The organism is Streptomyces telluris (genome assembly GCF_024519335.1).
Taxonomy (GTDB): domain Bacteria; phylum Actinomycetota; class Actinomycetes; order Streptomycetales; family Streptomycetaceae; genus Streptomyces; species Streptomyces telluris.
Map to the genome: position 1 here is coordinate 1 of NZ_JANIID010000029.1, position 18,479 is coordinate 18,479.

15 protein-coding genes and 2 pseudogenes are annotated in these 18,479 nt (G+C 69.2%); 14 read left to right on the forward strand and 3 right to left on the reverse strand.

The window, feature by feature from the left end; genetic code table 11:
• Nucleotides 1-289: 289 nt before the first annotated feature.
• Entirely contained in the window at nt 290-505 is a 216-nt protein-coding gene (locus tag NQU55_RS36910; protein ID WP_256791304.1) for a hypothetical protein, read from the reverse strand.
• Nucleotides 506-533: 28 nt separating this feature from the next.
• Between NQU55_RS36910 and NQU55_RS26600 the strand changes: the two genes are divergently transcribed.
• The 4 genes from NQU55_RS26600 to NQU55_RS26615 all read left to right on the forward strand — a co-directional run bounded on the left by NQU55_RS26600 (nt 534) and on the right by NQU55_RS26615 (nt 6,449).
• Nucleotides 534-1,808, forward strand: a complete 1,275-nt coding sequence (locus NQU55_RS26600) for a C39 family peptidase (RefSeq protein WP_256791305.1) — start codon at nt 534-536, stop codon at nt 1,806-1,808.
• Between the two features lie 72 nt (nt 1,809-1,880).
• On the forward strand, nt 1,881-2,615 hold the full coding sequence (locus tag NQU55_RS26605) for a GNAT family N-acetyltransferase (protein ID WP_168094997.1): 735 nt from the start codon (nt 1,881-1,883) through the stop codon (nt 2,613-2,615).
• Nucleotides 2,616-2,871: 256 nt separating this feature from the next.
• Nucleotides 2,872-3,696 carry an SAM-dependent methyltransferase gene (locus NQU55_RS26610; protein WP_168094998.1) on the forward strand — a complete coding sequence of 275 codons (825 nt, stop codon included), beginning with the start codon at nt 2,872-2,874 and terminating at the stop codon, nt 3,694-3,696.
• Between the two features lie 527 nt (nt 3,697-4,223).
• The gene (locus NQU55_RS26615; protein ID WP_372504816.1) at nt 4,224-6,449 is read left to right on the forward strand and encodes a putative bifunctional diguanylate cyclase/phosphodiesterase; all 2,226 of its coding nucleotides are present in this window, start codon (nt 4,224-4,226) and stop codon (nt 6,447-6,449) included.
• A 96-nt stretch (nt 6,450-6,545) separates the two neighbouring features.
• Here NQU55_RS26615 and NQU55_RS26620 read toward each other — a convergent pair whose 3' ends face one another.
• Entirely contained in the window at nt 6,546-6,962 is a 417-nt protein-coding gene (locus NQU55_RS26620) for a DUF779 domain-containing protein (RefSeq protein WP_256791308.1), read from the reverse strand.
• Nucleotides 6,963-7,284: 322 nt separating this feature from the next.
• Here NQU55_RS26620 and NQU55_RS26625 point away from each other — a divergent pair, with 322 nt between their 5' ends.
• From NQU55_RS26625 to NQU55_RS26665, 9 genes and pseudogenes are all read left to right on the forward strand, one after another.
• The gene (locus NQU55_RS26625; RefSeq protein ID WP_168095951.1) at nt 7,285-7,995 is read left to right on the forward strand and encodes a GGDEF domain-containing protein; all 711 of its coding nucleotides are present in this window, start codon (nt 7,285-7,287) and stop codon (nt 7,993-7,995) included.
• Between the two features lie 558 nt (nt 7,996-8,553).
• Nucleotides 8,554-9,918 (forward strand): outer membrane protein assembly factor BamB family protein, encoded by a 1,365-nt coding sequence (locus NQU55_RS26630; RefSeq protein WP_168095950.1) that lies wholly within the window; start codon nt 8,554-8,556, stop codon nt 9,916-9,918.
• Between the two features lie 313 nt (nt 9,919-10,231).
• A complete protein-coding gene (locus NQU55_RS26635) occupies nt 10,232-10,639 on the forward strand; it encodes a hypothetical protein (protein WP_168095949.1) in 408 nt (135 codons plus the stop codon).
• Between the two features lie 467 nt (nt 10,640-11,106).
• Nucleotides 11,107-11,763 carry a Crp/Fnr family transcriptional regulator gene (locus tag NQU55_RS26640; RefSeq protein ID WP_256791309.1) on the forward strand — a complete coding sequence of 219 codons (657 nt, stop codon included), beginning with the start codon at nt 11,107-11,109 and terminating at the stop codon, nt 11,761-11,763.
• A gap of 153 nt (nt 11,764-11,916) precedes the next feature.
• Complete coding sequence (locus tag NQU55_RS26645; RefSeq protein ID WP_168094318.1) at nt 11,917-12,840, forward strand: hypothetical protein; 924 nt, start codon at nt 11,917-11,919, stop codon at nt 12,838-12,840.
• Nucleotides 12,841-13,411: 571 nt separating this feature from the next.
• Nucleotides 13,412-15,001: a hypothetical protein gene (locus tag NQU55_RS26650; RefSeq protein ID WP_240976602.1), complete on the forward strand. Its 1,590-nt coding sequence runs from the start codon at nt 13,412-13,414 to the stop codon at nt 14,999-15,001.
• Nucleotides 15,002-15,100: 99 nt separating this feature from the next.
• Nucleotides 15,101-15,553 carry a hypothetical protein gene (locus NQU55_RS26655; protein WP_256791312.1) on the forward strand — a complete coding sequence of 151 codons (453 nt, stop codon included), beginning with the start codon at nt 15,101-15,103 and terminating at the stop codon, nt 15,551-15,553.
• Between the two features lie 145 nt (nt 15,554-15,698).
• Complete coding sequence (locus NQU55_RS26660; protein ID WP_240976600.1) at nt 15,699-16,598, forward strand: transposase family protein; 900 nt, start codon at nt 15,699-15,701, stop codon at nt 16,596-16,598.
• Nucleotides 16,599-16,815: 217 nt separating this feature from the next.
• Nucleotides 16,816-17,158 (forward strand): annotated as a pseudogene (locus NQU55_RS26665) (VOC family protein).
• A gap of 15 nt (nt 17,159-17,173) precedes the next feature.
• Here the strand turns inward: NQU55_RS26665 and NQU55_RS26670 are convergent.
• Nucleotides 17,174-17,945: pseudogene (locus NQU55_RS26670) on the reverse strand (transposase).
• A 274-nt stretch (nt 17,946-18,219) separates the two neighbouring features.
• On the opposite strand from NQU55_RS26670, the gene NQU55_RS26675 reads away from it, so the two are divergent.
• Nucleotides 18,220-18,465, forward strand: a complete 246-nt coding sequence (locus NQU55_RS26675) for an S-type pyocin domain-containing protein (RefSeq protein ID WP_168094314.1) — start codon at nt 18,220-18,222, stop codon at nt 18,463-18,465.
• Nucleotides 18,466-18,479: the final 14 nt, after the last annotated feature.

The window sequence follows — 18,479 nt, forward strand, 5'->3', positions numbered from 1 at the left end:
GGGGGGGGGGGGGGGGGGGGGGGAGACGGGGGGGGGGGGGGGGGGTGGAGCGGGGTGGGGGGGGGGGGGTGGTCGGGGACGGTCGGGGTCGGCGGCGACGGCCGTGAGGGTCGGGGGTGACGGCCGTGAGGGTCGGGGGTGACGGCCGGGACGGTCCTTCCCCCGTCCTGCCGGTATCGGGGGCGGCGTGACGGGGAATCACTGGCGCACCGGCGCGCGGAGCCTGTGCGCGCGCCTCACCCGCAGCGCGTCCGCACGACCTTCCACCCCTCCCTCCGTAGCTCCCTCCTCACCACCATCCGTATCCCGTAGAAGACTGGGGGACCAGCGCCATGTCCAGCAGTACGCCCAGCAGACCCACCCCGCGCCGTACCGTGCTCGCCGCCGCCCTGGGCGCCGCGGCGGCGGCTTCCCTCCCGGCCGCGCCGTCGTCGGCCTCCTCGCAGGCCTCGTCCGGGACGTCCTCGGGGCCACCCGGATCCGGCTCGCCCGACGCATCCCGCACATCCGGCACATCCGGCACATCCGGTTCCGTGCCCCTCTCCTCTTCCTCCGTCCCCGGGAGCGCAGCCGTCGACTACCACGCCTGGACCTCCGCCGACGACTGGCGGCGCGGCACCGCCGACGGCACCCGCATCAGCACCGGGCGGCGCGACGGCCTGGTCCTCGACCGGCCGGCGGGCACGCTGGAGTACACCGACCCGCACACCGGCACCAAGGCCTCGTGGGAGTACGCCACCTGGACCGCGCCGGTCCGTACCCCTCCCGTCCCCGCGAGCGAGGTCATCGCCTCCTGGAACGCCCACGCGCCCGCCGGCACCTGGATCCAGACGGAGCTGCGCGGCACCTACACCGACCGCACCCGGACCCCCTGGTACGTCATGGGCCGCTGGACGGCCGGCGACGGCCCCGGCGACATCCGCCGCACGTCCGTCGACGGCCAGGGCGACGGCCGCAGCAACGTCTCCACCGACACCCTCGCCGTCGACGACCCGGCCTCGGGCCTGCGCATCGCCTCGTACGAACTGCGCCTGACCCTCTGCCGCAGGGCCGGCAGCCGCCTGACGCCCACCGTGTGGCGGATCGGCGCGATGGGCTCGGACGTCCCCGACCGCTTCACCGTGCCGGCGTCCGCGCCGGGGAGCGGCGCGGGGCACGAACTGCGCGTGCCGCGCTACTCGCAGGAGATCCACAAGGGGCAGTACCCGGAGTACGACAACGGCGGGGAGGCCTGGTGCAGCCCGACCTCCTCGCAGATGGTCCTCGCGCACTGGGGCCGGGTGCCCACCGCCGAGGAGCTCGCGTGGGTCAACCGCGACTACGCCGACCCCCAGGTCTGCCACGCCGCCCGCTTCACCTTCGACTACCAGTACAAGGGGTGCGGCAACTGGCCCTTCAACGCGGCCTACGCGGCGACGTACCGCGACATGCAGGCGGTGGTCACCCGGCTGCGCTCGCTCGGCGACGTCGAGAAGCTGATCCGCGCGCGGATCCCCGTCATCACCTCCCAGTCCTTCCTCGCCTCCGAACTCGACGGGGCGGGCTACGGCACGGCCGGCCACCTGATGTGCGTCGTGGGCTTCACCCGGCAGGGCGACGTGGTCGCCAACGACCCGGCGAGCCCGTCGAACGCGGCGGTCCGGCGGGTCTACAAGCGCCGTCAGTTCGAGAACATCTGGCTCAGGACCAAGCGCTACAACGCCCAGGGGCAGGTCAGGAGCGGCTCCGGTGGCGTCTGCTACCTCTACTTCCCCGTGCGGCCGGAGGAGCGGCAGCGGCGCGTGCTGCGGGAGCTCGGGATCCGCTGACGGGCGGAGGGGGAACCTCCGTACGATCGGGCGCGGACAGACGTGTGCGTCGTACGCCGTACGGAAGGAACCATGACTGTGCATCAGAGGGCCGCTGCCGCCGCCTCCGAGACCACTTCCCCCTCCCCCGACACTTCCCCCTCCCTCGACTCCCGGCCCGCCTCCGTACCGGGGATCCGGCGGGCCCGGCCGGAGGAGCGGGACGCGATCAGCCTGCTGCTGGGGGAGTCCTTCATGGAGGACCCCGTCAGCGGCTGGGTCTTTCCCGACGAGGCGCACCGCCGCGCCGTCCACCCCGGCTTCTTCGGGGTGTTCCTGGACGCGGCGCTGCGCGACGGGTGGGTCGACGTGACGGACGACCTGTCGGCGGCGGCGCTGTGGATACCGGTGCAGGTGGACGGTGCCGGTGATGCCTGTGCGGATGCGGATGCGGATGCGGGCGAGGGCGAGGGTGATGGGGGTGACGAGGAGATGAGCGAGCTGCTGGCGATGGCGGATCCCGAGAACGACCGCGCCCGGATCGTCGCCGAGCTGACGGAGGCCGCCCACCCCGGCGACCGCGCGCACTACTACCTGCCGACCATCGTCGCCGCTCCCGGCCGCCGCGGCGAGGGCCGGGGCAGGGCGCTCCTGACGACCGTCCTCGACCGGTGCGACGAGGAGGGCATGCCCGCCTACCTGGAGGCGAGCAACGCCCGGAGCAGGGGCCTCTACGAGCGCCTCGGCTTCGCCCTCACCGGTACGCCCATCGACCTGCCGGACGGCGGGCCGCGGATGTGGCCGATGTGGCGGGAGCCGCGGGGCTGACGCGGCGTCCGGGCGGGTCCTCCCGGGAGCGCTGCGGGGCGGCCCGCGCCGGAGCGCTCCCGGAACGGCATCCGGACATATTTCCCCTCCGGGTCATTTGTTGGCATGATCGGCTATTGGCATGATCGACGCCGTGCGGACGAGGGTGAATGAAAGCTGAATGCGGATCGCTGATTTCCGCTTGCCGCTTCCATTCGAACGAACGATCAGTAGCCTCTGCTCACATGTCCCCGAGACGAGCTGGAGCAAGAGACTGATGGAGCGTCCCACCTGGGCCCCTCAGGGCATCGACCTGTCCGTGCCGAGCGTGTCCCGGATCTACGACTACTACCTGGGCGGCTCGCACAACTTCGAGGTCGACCGGGAGGCCGGCCGGCGGGCCATGGAGGCCTTTCCCGGGCTGCCGAAGATCATGCAGGCGAACCGGGCCTTCATGCGGCGCGCCGTGCGCCACGCCGTCGGCGAGGGCGTCACCCAGTTCCTCGACATCGGCTCGGGCATCCCGACCTTCGGCAACGTCCACGAGATAGCCCAGGCGGCGGACCCGCGCTCGCACGTCGTCTACGTCGACCACGACCCCGTCGCCGTCGCGCACGGCCGGGCCGTCCTGGAGGGCGACCCGCGCTCCGCCGTCCTGCCCGCGGACCTCCGCAAGCCCCATGACATCCTGACCAGTGACGAGGTCGGCAGGCTCCTCGACCTGGACCGGCCGGTCGCACTGCTGCTCGTGGCCGTCCTCCACTTCGTGGAGGACCAGGACGACCCGTGGGCGGCGGTGGCCGAGCTGCGCGACGCGCTCGCGCCGGGGAGCCTGCTCGTCCTCACGCATGCGACGACCGAAAGCGGTCCGATCAGGCCGGAGGAGGGGCGGGGAGTGTCGGGCGTCTACCGCAACGTGGGCTCGCCGCTGCTGATGCGCTCGCGCCCGGAAGTGGCGCGCTTCTTCGACGGCTTCGAGATGGTCGAGCCGGGGCTCGTGGCCATGCCGGACTGGCGGCCCGACCCGGTGCGGCGCGCCGGCGGAGCGGACGACGACCCGGCCATGTATGTCGGCTTCGCGGGAGTGGGGCGCAAGCCATGACCCGAAAGCCGCGCGGCGAGAAGCCGAGCGGATCCGGAGACGGAACGGCAGGGCCGGTTACCGGTGGCCCTGCCGGGGCAGAAGTCACAAGGCCTCGCAGGGGGAGCGAGGCCGGGACCGAGGGCGCAAGCGGAATCAGAAACGGAATCGAAAGCGGAAGCGGAACCGAGGTCGGGGTGGGTATCGGGAGCGGGGCGTTGTCGCCACTGGACACGGCGGCCGCGGGCAGGGTGGCGGGCCGTTGCGGGCGGGACGGCGACGGGACCGGTGACCGGGACGGAGCCGGTGGCCGGGACGGGTACTGGGACCGGGCCGGCGGCCGGGACAGTGGCCGGGACGCCGACCGCGAGCCGGGCGTAATGCCGGAGGGCGCGCCCGGGGTGGACGGCGCAGGTGGTCCGGACGGTCCGCGGGCACGCAATGCCCACGCCCAGATGGACCGCGACGTACGAGGGCCGGGCGGGGGAGACCCGGGCCTCGGCCGGACGCGCTCCGTCCCCGTGACCGGGCGGGTGCCCAACGCCCCCGTGACCGGTCAGGCCCCCGGCACGCCGGTGACCGGGCATGCGCCCAGCGCGCCGGTGCCCGCAGGCCAGGCGCCCGCAGGCCGGGTGCCCACCGAGTCCCTGCCCACCGGGCAGGACGCCCTCCGCCGCTTCGCCGCCGTCTGGAGCAGGGCCGTCTACCCCGCGACGGCGACCTCCATGACCCGCGCCGAGTTCGAGGACTACCTCGTCCCGCTCGCCGCCGTCCTCCGTACCGCGCTCCGCTCGCAGCCCTTCGACCCCGAGCCCGCGGCCGAGGTCGGCGTGGCGCTCGTCCGCGCCCACTGCACCGACCCGGACGCCCTGTCGCTGATCCTGGGCGCGGTCGACTCGTACCTCGTCCTGTACTGCCCGCCGGACCGGAACCTGACGGACGAGGAGATCCGCGCCCGCTGCTCGCGCCTGCAGCACACCGTCGCCGCCGGGTTCGCCCGCGCCCTGCGCGAGCGGACCCTCGCCGAGCAGGAGGCCCTCTCGCGCGCCGCCCTCGCCGCGCAGGCCGAGACGGAGCGGGCGCTGCACACCAGCGAGGAGCGGTTCCGCGCCGTGTTCGAGGGCGCCGCCATCGGCGTCGGGATAGCGGACGTCGACGGCCGCATCATGGACGTCAACGACGCGCTGAGCCGCATGTTCGGCACCAACGCCGCCGAGGTCACCGGCCGGAACGTCGGCGAGATGGTCCACCCCGACGACTCGCCCGACGTCTGGGGCCTCTACAGCGAACTCGTCCGCGGCGAGCGCGACTACTACCGCGTCGAGAAGGCGTACTACCGCGGCGACGGCAGCGTGCTGTGGACCGACCTGTCCGTCGCCCTGCTGCGCGACGCCCACGGCCGCCCCCAGTACCAGCTCGCGCTCCTGGAGGACATCACCGAGCGCCGCCTGCTGCACGAGCAGCTGCGCTACGAGGCCACGCACGACGCCCTCACCGGCCTGCCCAACCGCACGCTGTTCTTCGAGCGGCTCGACCGGGCCCTCGCCCCCGGCGGGGACCGATTCGGCGTCTGCTACCTCGACCTCGACGGCTTCAAGGCCGTCAACGACAGCCTGGGCCACGCCGTGGGCGACCGGCTGCTCGTCGCCGTGGCCGAGCGGCTGCGCTCGTGCGCCGAGGAGCCCGCGGAGCTCGTCGCCCGCCTCGGCGGCGACGAGTTCGTGGCCCTGCTGACCGGCCCCACCGCGCAGGAGGACGCGACCGCCCTCGCCCGCCGGATGCTGTCCGCGCTCGCCGAGCCCGTACGCCTCGACGGCCGGGACCTGTCCGTACGGGCCAGCATCGGCATCGTGGACGGCGCGTCCGGCGCGAGCGGCGCCGCGGAGGTGCTGCGCAGCGCCGACATCACCATGTACCGCGCGAAGGCCGCGGGCGGGAACCGCTACGAGCTCGCCGACGCGGACTCCGACGCCCGCGCCATCGCCCGGCACGACCTGACCAACTGCCTGCCGGCGGCGCTCGACAACGGCGAGTTCTTCATCGAGTACCAGCCGCTCGTCCGGCTCCACGACGGCACGGTGCGGGGCGCGGAGGCGCTCGTGCGCTGGCTGCACCCCGTCCACGGCGTGCTGGGGCCGGACCAGTTCATCCCTCTCGCCGAGAGCACCGGCCTGATCGTGCCCCTCGGGCGCTGGGTGCTGCAGGAAGCCGCACGGCAGGCGCGCGCCTGGCGGGCCGAGGGCACGTGCGAGGGCCCGATGCGGGTCAACGTCAACCTCTCGCCCTCGCAGCTGCGCCACCCCTCCCTCGTCGCCGACACGGTGGCCGTCCTCGACAGCTCCGGCCTGGACCCGTCGGCCCTGTGCCTGGAGGTCACCGAGAACGCCCTCATCGGCGCCGACGAGGAGGAGCTGCGGCCGCTGCGCCAGCTCGCCGACCTGGGCGTGGACATCGCCCTGGACGACTTCGGCACCGGCTACTCCAACCTCTCCTACCTGCGCAGGCTCCCCGTCAGCACGCTGAAGCTGGACCGTTCCTTCACCCGGGGCATGCAGCGCGCGCCGGCCGACCCCGTCGACGTGAAGATCGTCGAGGGGATCGTCTCGCTCGCCCACACCCTCGACCTGTCGGTGACGGTGGAAGGGGTGGAGACGGGCACGCAGGCGGAGCACCTGAGGGTGCTCGGGTGCGATACCGCGCAGGGGTGGTACTACGCGCGGCCGGGGCCGCCGGAGCGGCTGCACACGCTGTCACTGGTGGACGCGGCGTCGTGACGGGCGTGTTGCGGGGACGGGCGCGTTGTCGTGGCAGGCGCATTGTCGTGACAGGAGTGTTGTCGTGGCAGGCGTGTCGTCGGGACGGGCCTTCTGTCAGCCGAGCTGCTGAGCCTCGTAGTCCGTCAGGAGCCGTGACCGCAGCAGGAAGCGCTGCCCTTCCGGAGCTTCGAGGGAGAAGCCGCTGCCGCGGCCCGGGACCACGTCCACGGTGAGGTGGGTGTGGCGCCAGCGCTCGAACTGGTCGGCCGACATCCAGAAGCCGACCGGTTCCGCGACGCCCTCCACCGCCAGCTCGGCGAGCAGGACGTCCGAGCCGCCCGTACGGAACTCGCCCTCCGGGTAGCACATCGGCGAACTGCCGTCGCAGCAGCCGCCGGACTGGTGGAACATCAGGGGCCCGTGCCGCTCGCGCAGCAGGCGCAGGAGGCGGGCTGCGGCGGGGGTGAGGGCGACGCGCGAGAGGGGGGCTTCGGGGCGGCCGCCGGGGCGGCCGGTTCTGTGCGGACTCACCGTTGATCTCCCTTGTCCGTCGGGATTGCATCGGGATTGCATCGGGCCTCCGGCGGGTTTCCGCCGGAGTGCACAGCCTGCCCCGATCGGCTCCGGTCTGCCAGGGGTGTGCGGAGTGGGTGAGGCCGCGGGCAGGCCACGGGCGGGCCACCGGCAGGGCCACGGGCGGGGCCCGGGGAAACGGGGGATCTCCAGCATGACCGGATCCACCCACCGGCCCGCTCGCGCCCCACCGCGACGGCGTACTCGCGTCTCGACGCGCACTCACGTCGCCCACGGCGAGGAAAGCGACGGGCCACCTCTCTGTTCCGGAAGGTGTCCGATGAACCTCGTGCTCCAGGCCTTACCGATCGCCGCCCCCACCCTCGGATGGGCCGCCCACGCCCTCTTCCTCGTCCGCCGCCTGCGCACCGCCCGCACCGACCCGCTCACCGGCCTCATGTGCCGCGAGGAGTTCACCAGCCGGGCGCAGCGGGCGGTGAAGCGGCCGCACGCCGCCGTCCTGCTGCTCGACCTCAACGGGTTCAAGCAGATCAACGACACGCACGGGCACGACGTCGGCGACCAGGTCATCGCGGCGGTCGGGCGGCGCCTGTCCGCCTGGTGCCGGGAGCGGGGCGGTTTCGCGGCGCGGCTGGGCGGCGACGAGTTCACCGCCGTGGTGCGCCTCGCGCCGGACGCCGACCTGGACTCCGAGCTGACGTACAGCCTCTCCGCCCGTCTCTCGGCGCCGCTGGAGACCAGCAGCGTCACCCTCTCCCCGCGTGCCTCCATAGGCATCTGCCGCACCAGCCACCGGCCCGGCGCCGCCCTCTCGGATCTGCTCCGGGGCGCGGACGAGGCGATGTACACCGCCAAGCGCCTCGGCGAACACTGGCGTCCCGCCGGTCCCGTCGACGTCTACCGCACCACCAATGGCCGCCGCGACGGCCGCTCCGGCACCCGCTCGGGCGTCCGCGCAGGTGTCCGCGCGGGTGTCCGCTCCGGGGCCCACCTGACGCTGCTCGCGCCGATGCGCAGGAACGCGTCGTAACCGGGGTCGCAGCAGGGGCTGTAACCGGGTTCGTCACCGCCGTGCCTGACACCGCCTCACCCCGTACACCTCACCCGCACCCGGCGCCCGCACCCCGCCCGGCGGGCCGCCGGGGAATCCGACTTGGTATGACTAGTCCCTTACAAGGGAGAGAAGGAGATTCGAGGCCGAATGGGCGAGCCCTTGAACGAGAACGGCGAGGACGACTTCGTCATCGCGCCGCCGGACGCGACGCGACCGCCGATGCCGCAGGCGCCGGCGCAGGGGCCGGCATCGGCCCAGGGACCGGCACCGGTCCAGGCAGCGCCGCAGCAGCAGTACGGAGCAGCACCGGCGTACGGGACGGGGCCGACGTACGGAGCGGCACCCGGGTCCGGAGCGGGACCGGCGTACGGAGCGGTACCTCCCTACGGAGCGGCGGCACCTCCCTACGGAACGGGCCCGTTCCCGCCGCCCATGTACGCACCGGGCGCCCCTGGCATCCCCGGTGCACCCGGTATGCCAGGTGTATCCGGCATACCGAAGGCGCCGCCGCGGAAGGGGCTGATAGCCCTCGCGGTGGCTCTGGGTCTGGTCCTCGTCGTCGCGCTGGGCGCGGGCGTCTGGATGCTGCTGCCGGGTGACGGAACGGGGGACGGATCCGGCAAGGGCGGCTCGGGCGGAAGCCGGGCGACGGTGTCGTGGAGCCTCCCGTACACCAGGTCGGGGCTCGATCACCCCAGGATGATCCGCGGCGTGTGGTTCACCGACAAGACCGTGGTCAAGGCCCTGCCGGAGCGCCTCGTGGGCCTGGACCCGAAGACCGGCAAACAGCGGTGGGAGGCCCCCACCCCCGGTTCGGGCAGCGTCCTGTGCCAGGCGTCGGCGGACTCCACGGCGGGCATCGCGGTCCTCGCCCGCGGCTCCGGGGCGGCGTGCCACACCTTCTACGCCGTCGACCTGACGTCGGGCAAGATGCTGTGGGAGCACTCCACCGGCTCCGACAACCAGGCTCCCACCGGCGCCCCCCGGATCGCCCGCAGCGGCGACGTGGTGGTGGTCTCCGCGGACGATCACGTCACCACCGCGTACCGGGTGAGCGACGGCAAGCAGCTGTGGAAGGACGACGACAAGGGCCTGTACGAGGACGACGACGCCAAGGACACCTGCCGGGGCGACGGTTACACGGGCGGCAAGCAGCTCGTGCGCATCCAGCACTGCCTCCTCGGCAGCAAGGACCCGGGCACGTACCTCGCCGCGGTCGACCCGGCCACCGGCCGCGCGAAGTGGAAGTACCGCCTCGGCGAATACGGCGGGCAGGGGCAGGTCCTCGCGACGTCCCCGATCGTCGTCGACGACCCCGAGCAGCCCTACGAGGGCCGCATGCGCGTAAGCGTCCTCGACGACGACGGCAAGCTCCGCACCCGCCTCGAAGGCGCCCCCAAACGCCGCTACGGGCTCTCCCGCGGCGACGGCAGCGCCCCGGCCACGGACGTCCGGATCGCGGGCGACAAGCTGGTGATGGCGTCGGACGGTGACGGTGACGGTGATGGTGACGATGACGGCAAGAACTCCGAGGACAACAACCAGCTGACCGCCTGGTCCCTGACCACCGGAAAGCGCCTGTGGGACCAGCGCGCGACGGGCTACCTGCAGACGTACCACCTGGTGGCGACGTCGGACACCGACGACATCCTGGCCTACTCGGCGGGCAACATCCACGACCCGTCCACCCTGGTCCGCTTCGACCCGGCGACGGGATCCCGTAAGACCGTCCGCACCTACCGCCCCACCCCCACCAAGGCCTGGATAGGCTCCGATCCCTACCCGGTGGCCCACGGCAAGTCCCTCTACCTCTCGTCGGGTTACGTCTCGGAGGAGAAGGGCACCGAGCCCGAGCGCCGCCAGAAGTCCCTGATGGCCCTCCCGGGCAACGGCAACTGACGCGGGGAAGACCTGCCTGAGCGGCAGGAGAGGGGCCTCCGGCTTGAGCGAAGCCGGAGGCCCTTTCGTGTGTGCGGCCGAGGAGTCCGTGGCCGGTGTACCTCCTCAGGAGGAACAACACGCGGCTGCTGACCACACGTTCGCAGGAGCGCACCACAACCATCCGGACAAACAAGCCCTGTTGGTGACGTTTCTTCCCGCACGCCCCCCAACCGATCCCAACTCCCCTCAGAAGCGGCAATCGGTCACGATGTCGTCGAAAGGTCGGGAAAGATCCCGTACCTACCGCAACATCCACCACTCGGAGGAGAACGTGACGTTCCTGAGGAACGCCGCAGTAGCCGCATCGATCGCCGTCGCCGCGGTCGCCGGCCTCGCCGCACCGGCGGGCGCCGACCCGGTTCCCGGCACCGCCGAAGCCCAGGCGACCAGCACCGACGGTCAGAGCAAGACCAGCACCGCCGGCCTGGCGCCGATCTCGGCGAACACCCCGGTTCAGCGCGCCTCGAGCTCCACCGAGCGTGAACTGGCCGCCAATTGCTGGAACGGCCGCACGGACGGGGGCCGCAACTTCTTCATGACGTGCAACGGCACCTCATACCACGTGTACGTGGACTGCACGGACGGCCGCCACTTCTTCCCGGAGACCTTCTCGGGCCAGTGGGACTTCCGCCTGACCTGCCCCGTGGGCACGCGAGCCGTCTGGGGCGGCAGCTGGTAGCACCCATCGCATCAGCTGGGCGCCGCATGCGGTGCCCAGCTCATGGCCCATGGCGGGTGGTTGACGCTCCCGTGCCGTCGCGCTGGCGAGGGCACGGCTGTGGGACTAACCTCGTCTGGACTCTTATACGTCGATCGCCGCCGCGTGCTGCGCACCGAAGAGGCTACCCGGCAATTGGTTGGCGCCCGGCCAGAAGTGGCTCGGTTCTGCGTCTGCTCCACCAAGCGGCACCATTCTCGGAACATCTCACGGCTCCTCGAAGAATTCGACCGTAAGAGCGAGTCCATCATGAATGACGCACACTTCCAGTCAGTTGCGGCGTCGCGTTCGCTGAGTATTTGGTGTGCCCCGTTGTGATGGAAAGCGATTTAGCCAGTTGAAATGATTTCAGCCTGCTTCGCGGCTGTGGCTGTCGGGAATTTTGAGTTCTGCACCCGCTCGAGTGTTGAATCCCCTAGCGTGATCGCATGAGCGAAAATCACGTATTTCCGGTGCGGGTCCTCCGGGACTTGGTGTCGAACGAGGCGTGGGCAGGGCTGACCCGCTTCCAGTCCTGGACCTACGCATCGGACCGAACCCTGTTACGGCAGGGATCTGAGGGGACGCATGTGCTTGCCCTGATCAGCGGAATGGTGAAGGTGGTCCGCACGGACCGCGATGGTCGGCAGCGACTGCTTGCCTTCCGCGGGCCGGGTGAAATCCTGGGTGAGATGGCGCTCCAGCATGGTGGAGAGCGGCTGGCCGATGTGCGGACGATGAGCAAATGCAAGGCGGCTGTGGTCCCCGCTGAAGACTTCCACCGCTTCGTACGAGAGCACCAGCTGGCCTATCCCCTTGCTGTGCTGGCCTCCAGCCGGCTACGAGAGCAGACCGAGGCCTGCGACGGTCACGTACACGAACGCCTGGCCCTGGCACTGCTCCGCCTGGTCGAGGTCTCCGGCGGCGTGCGCTCCTTCTCCCTCACCAGGGAGGAGCTGGCCCAGCACATCGGAGTGGGCCGCAACTCCGTCAGAAAGGCTCTGGAACGCCTCGGTCCGGACCGGGTGGAGGCTGCCAAGTGCCGCATCAACGTGATCAGTGTGGAAGCCCTGAGGAAGGCGCTCGCTGGTTCCATCAGTGCGTGACAGTGCTGTGACTCGCATCACACGCTGTTCGCACTCGCGGAGCGGATCGTCCGCGTGCCCTCTGTGAAGCTCGAGTGGCACGACCAACGGACACATGCGCCCCTGCCCGGCCCATGACGGGGTCGGGCAGGGGCTTCGCCGAGGAGTGAGCATATGCGCGAGCACAGCAGTGAACTGTCCCAGAGGAGTGCAGGTCTTTACGCCCAAAGCCATCCACTACCCCCTTACCGGGGAATCCTGGCCGTGGACGCCAAGGGGTTCACAGGACGCCCCGCCATCGAGCACGAGGCCGTCAGCCGTGCCGTACCGGAACTCCTCAAGGCTGCCCTGGCCCGAGCGGGACTGCAGAAACTCTGGAATGACCGCAAATTTCCGGCCTCGACCGGCGACGGCTACGTCTTCGGGTTCGACCCCTCACTGACGCCCTTCGTGATCCATCCCTTGCTGCTCACCCTCCAGGACGTGTTGACCGATTTCAACGTGCTGTCCCACGGGGCAGTGCCCATTAGGCTCCGCGTCAGCCTGCACATTGGCCCGCTACCGGATACCGGCGACGAGTTCGGCGGGAACGGAACGGCGCGCAACGATACTCACCGCCTGCTCGACTCCCGCCCCGTCAAGGCTGTGCTCGCCTCGCATAAGGAGAACATCACGCACGTGGCGGCCATTCTCTCGGAGCGCTGCTACGAGGACGCAGTCGCCGGTGGCTACACTGGGCGACATCCCGATCACTTCGTGGAAGTGGCCGCGACAGTGGATGGCAAGCCCTTTTCCCAGCGGGCCTGGATCTACGTACCCCAGCCCTCCGGGCCGCTACTCGAAGAGACTTCGACCGGCTGCGCCGCCGAAGCGACACAGCAGGAGGACGCCTATCCGTTGGAGAGTGCCAGGGCGCAGAACTCCCGTGTGGAGAACAGCGCCCCCAACGGCAACATCAACACGGGTACAGTGCACGGCGGTCAGAGCGTGGGCAACTACCGCGTTGCCGGAGATCACGTCGAAGGAAGCAAAGCCGGTCGCATTCGAGGCTTGCAAGGGGACCAGGTCCGCGGCAACAAGTACCAGGGGCGATCGTGACCCCTGCTGAAGGGACGGCCCACGCGGCACTGCCCGGTCCTGCGCAGTCGGCTCCTGAAGACTCGTCCGAGGACGAATCACCGTGTGCTGAACCGGAGCACGACGTCTCCGAGTTGATCGACGCCATCGGCGGAGCTGCGGGCGTTTCTGGGTCGTTTGTCTACGCTCCGTACGGAAATATCAACGCCGGCTCCGTTCACGGCGGTCAACGTGTGCACAACAAGCCGACGGATGAACGGCGGACACGTGGGGCCGGCAGGTGCACGAGGGTCCGGTCCCGGAAGCGGAGGTGCGGGCTGCCACATTTGGGTTCGCGGAACCTGAATGGTTCGGAACCGCCGTTGCGGAGCTGAATCGGGGGGTGCTCTTTCTCGCCGGGCGCCCGGGATCCGGACGCCGCACTGCGGCGCTGAACCTTCTTCGCGCGTGCTGCGGAGACGAGGCCCCGCTGCGAGCTCTGGACAGTATTACCGAGCTGGACCGGTGGCAGCCTACCGAAACTTTGGCACGCGGCTACCTGATGGACGGGCTCTTCCCCTCCCGTCCGCTCGGGCCTGGTGTACTCGGTCATGTGCGTTCCCTGCTGAAAGAGGCCGGGGCATACATGGTGATCGTTCTGCCCGATGACACAGCCTTGCTGCGCCGCCTCGAACAGGATCTCCATGTCAGTCCGATAACTTGCGAGCCGCCGCCTTCTTCGGTCTTCGGCAGTCGCTTCGAAGCAGTGGTACCGGATCAGCACGAGCGCGAGCGCCTGCTGGCGGCACTGGATAGCCATCTGCTGGAGGAGCTCCTGGTATCCGAGCTGGTGCCGGCCGAGGTGGTCGAGCTGGTGACGGCCATTGTGACGGCCGATGGGGATGCGACGGCGCTTGGCGATCTCCGAGCCCGGCTGAGCTACCGGGTGGAGCAAGAAGTGCCGGAGCTCATAGCGGGGTTACGCAATGACCCTGATGCCCTTGCCTTTCTGTTGGCCGCCTGCGTCTACGAAGGATTGGACTACCGGATCGTCAGGGAAGAAGCTGACCGACTGTTGGAGCTCTCAGAGGGGCGTCTGACAGCTGTTTTGCCGGTGACGGATTCTGAAGGCACCCGGAATAAGGAACGGCCCAACCCGGACTTCATCTTCCGGCGTCCCCTGACTGAACTACTCCATGCCGTCCGGGCTTCACGGCAAACGCGCGAGATCCGCACGGAAGGAGCCTACGCGCACAGCGTGGAATCGGTCGCCTTTGTAAGGCACCGGCAGGCCGAAGCCGTACTGAGGCACGTGTGGCGCGAGTACGGACAGCTGTCGGAGTTGCTCGTCAGATGGCTGCGCGAGGTGAACCGGGACAGTGAGCTCACCCTACCGGTGGGCCGGGTCATGGGGAGGGCGACGAGTTGGGGAGGCGGACGCCGGGCACTGCGCCACATCCAGGCCCTGGCCGAGTCCGAGCGCACCACCAGCCGCCTCATTGCAGCACACGCCCTGGGCATTGCCGCCGAAGATCCAGTACTGGTCGCAGAAGTGCGATACCGCCTCCAGCGCTGGAGCCTGACAGTCAGCCCTCACCTGAGGACCACGGTGGCGTACGCGTGCGGTGCGGAGTTCGGGCTGTCCCGTCCTGATGTCGCCCTGCGTCTTCTCCACACTCTCATCCGTGGCGTGCGCACGGAGGTTGGAGAGGATGAGGGGCAGGCCCGGATCCGCCTCGCCGTGAAGGTGGCCACCCTGCGCCTGTTTCAGGACGGCAAAGAGGAGATTGTGTTCGGTCGACTGCTCGATTGGCTGAGCATGGACGAGGCTGATGCAGAGCAACTACTTGAACTGTTCGGCGAGTTGCTGCAGCTGCCGGAGTGGTTCCAGCGGCAGCTTGCCGATGAGACCGATCAAGGTCGGCTGATCACTGGTCTGATTCGCTGGTCATTGAATTCGGACAGTTCGTTCGATGTGACATGCAGGGCGTTGCTGCATTGGGCCGACTGGGGGCGGTGGGACGAGACCTTGTCCCGGGCAGTGGAACGTCTATTCACCGCATTGGCACGCTCGATGCAACACGGTGAGTTCCGACTGTTCGTGGAGCTGGGCGAACGAGGATTCGATGGCTGGGTGGGACGCGACATCGCGCGGACTTCGCTCAACAGGTGGCGCAACGGCGAACAGGGGGAGGCGGCATGACCGACCGACCGAGCGAGCGTCTCTACTTCCGTGCGACTAAATCGCCCTGGCGGGAAAATCCTTAGCCACCGCTGGTCCGCCGCGAGGGATTGGTCTCTCGTGCTTAAAGATGCCACTGGCGGCTACTTTCTGCTCGGTCGCCGGGGAGGTCCCGATGACATGGGGGCGTACGTGGCGGCGCCTGACGAGGCTGCGACGCCTGGTATGCGCGGCAGCTATACCGATGTCTTCCGCGTGGACGTGACCGAGCACGTGGATACCCGGGCCGTCGGAATTCCCACGGTGTACGGCACGGAATCGGTGGACCTTTGGGTGTCGTGGTGGGTTCATGATCCGGTGCGCGTCGTGCGCACGGATACCCTGCACGGCTGGCACGTGATCCTCACCCATCTCACCAGCGCACTACGACTCAGCCCTCCGCGCACCGACTGGCAGGAGGAGTTGGCCTCGTTGCTCGGAAGGCTGTCCGACCAGGAGCGGAAGGAAATCTCTTGCGTCCTGCGTGACCGTATTTCCGCGTTGGGGCGCCAAGTTCCTGGTGTGGCTATCTAACGAGCTCGTGCGTAGTTGGCATGGCCAGTGTGATGGTCGGTCGTTAGCTGGGGCATGGTGGGGGTTGGTGCTCGTGAGGCGATCGTTGCGGACCGGCGGGTCACGGGGCTGTCGCGTGAGATGATCGCGTCACCGGCCACGGAAGATGGCCCGGTCTGGCGGGCTCGGCACGAGGCGGCTGTCCGACCGGCCGCGTCGGCGGGCAATCGGTGCTGGAGCACGATTCAAGCTGGTCTTCGTCGACCACCTGTCGGCCGCCCTCGTGCACCTGTGGCACGGTGCTATTCACGACGTGCTGGCCTGCTGGTTCGGTGTGGACCGGTCCACCATCACCCGGGCCATTAGCGAGGTGCGGCCCCTGCTCGCCGAGCGGAGGTGCACCATCAGCCCCGACGTGCGGCTGCAAACACTGGCCGAGGTCGTCGGCCAGCTCGGCGCGACGGGGAAGACCGGGATCATCGACGGCACCGAGATCCGGGTCCGGAGGCCAGCCACCGGGCGCAAGGACCGGGACAAGTACATCTCCGGCAAGACCAGGCGGAACGCCGTCAAGGCCATCGTGGTCACGGACGACGAGGGCCGCATACTCTTCTGCAGCCCGACCTGGCCGGGCTGCTGCGCGGACATCATGCCCGCCCGCCGGTTAGGGCTGGTCAAGCTCCTGGCTGACGGGCCGGCGGTCGAGATCCTCGCCGATGCCGGCTACCAGGGACTGGGCGCCCAGACCGGCGGGCGCGTTGTGACACCACCGCACCGCAAGTTCAGGAAGAACGCCCCAGACGGGTACGAGGAGATGTACGAGCGGCAGCGAAAGGCGCACTCCTCGCGACGCATCCGGGTCGCGCACGGCATCGCTCACCTGAAGAACTGGCGGGCGCTGACACGTCGCCTTGGGCGCTGTGAGCACACGAACGACACCGTCCTGGCCATCGCCAGCCCGCTGTCCCACCAGCAGACCGCGAACCTGAGCCCGACATGGCAGATGCGAACACCGAGCCCCGCCGAAGCCTCAACGGCTCACCGCCAACCATGCACGAGTTCGTAAGGTTGTCCCCTGACTGATCTTTCGTATGAGGGAGGTTGGTCAGGGCTGGGCCCTGGGGGCCACCTGTTGGCTCCGCCGCCGGGGTCGCGTCGTTCTTGTGGACTGTCCGGTTTGATCATTTGGTGTCCAAGGTGGCTCAGGGCGCGACGGGGTTGCGGGCGGATCCATCTGGCGAAATGAGCGGCAGCGTCTCAAGTCCCCTTGGTACGGTGCATCGATGTCAGCGATCAGGACGTTCCAATTCACCTTCGACTGCGCGGAATCTGACGTTCGCAGCCACCTGAGCAGCGGGATTCGTGGTTCGCCTGCGTTGATCCTTCAGGTGTGGGCCCGCGACTGTACTTTCAGCGCGTCCCGGAAGGAAGGCCGTCAAGAATCGAGTGCATCTTGATGTGCGGGTCGGCACCGCACTCGTGGGTGAAGAACATCTCGCCGCACTTGAGGCTGAATGCGCACAGCTGATCCCGCTCGGCGCGGTACACGTGCGAACTCTGTATGACGGTAATGATTCGTGCATCCCGAGGCTGGGCATCGAGGGCAACGAGTTCTGTATTGACTGAACATATGGGCGGGAGTTATCCCGTGAGGGCGAGGTTGTGCAGCCGGGCGATGCCGAGCATGGTGGTGTGAACGCCGTAGCCTTTCAGGCGGCAGTCGCGAAAGATCATCCATGCCTTCATCCGTGCGAAAACGTGCTCGACGCGGGCCCGGACCTTGCGGTGGGAGGTGTTGTGCTTCTCCGTCCACGCAGACAGTTCGGTCTGGCCGCGTTCATGGCGGCGCGAGATGACCAGGCCGGTGCCGGGTAGCCGCCGTCCGTGATAACCGTGGCCCGGCCAGCGGTGGCCTTCGCACCGGAAAGTTCCCACGCCTTGCAATCGTTGCGGTTGCCCGTGACCGGCCAGCCGGCGGCGACGACGAGTCGGGTATCGGCGTCGATGACGACCTGGTGGTTGGTCGAGTATCGGTAGTTCTTCGGCTGCTTGGCAACCGCATGATCTCGGGTGGTGACCAGGGTGCCGTCGACGATCAGCACAGCATCCTTACGGAACCGCTGACGGGGCTTGAGCGCGAGCAGCGGCCCGCGGCGCCTGATTGTGCGGTCAGCGGCCGACTTCGACACCTCGAACAGCGCGCCGAGCTGCCGCGGCGTCAAGTTCGTACTCCAGTAGGCCGCTATTAGCAGGATCCGGTCCTCCAGAGTCAGGCTCCACGGCCGACCCCTGCGTACAGGGTACGCCCCCCCTTGCGCCGCATCGCAGTAGTCGGCTTATCGAACTGCCGCGGGCTCAGCTCGATGAACGGGGCTATCCAGGAAGGCTCCGACGCCGTGATCAGACCAGGCACGGCAAGGTCATGACACCAAGATCAGTCGTAGCGGGACAGTCTTTAGTCTCAATAATCAGTTCGAATGTCGAGTAAATGAGCGGAGCGGCGTCTATGGACGGCGTGTCCGCCCATTTGCATCCAGCCCTCTGCGCAACCTTGCGTATGTGACCACAACCACTTTCCGAATGCACTCTGGGAGCGGACCGGTGGGGAGGAGCGCGGGAACCTTGAGTCGTCCAGGAAATGACGTGCGAGTAAGCCTCGGGCGTCCAGCTTGCTCTGGAAGGACGACATGAGAGAAGAGGAAATCCGCCAGGCGGACAACGTGGTTGCGTTCCACCGTCCGCGGCCGGCCCTCAAAGCGGCGGCCGACCGCTGCGAAGTGCCGGATCGCTCCGACGAGCCGGAAGTTTCACCCACCATGGTTTTGAACGCAGAGCGAGGGATCATCAACACGGGCACCGTGCACGGCGGTCAGCACGTCACCGCCATCGAGCTTTCCGGCCGCCCTGCCCACGGAGCCGACGGTGAAATCTGAGTCGCTCCAGGCCG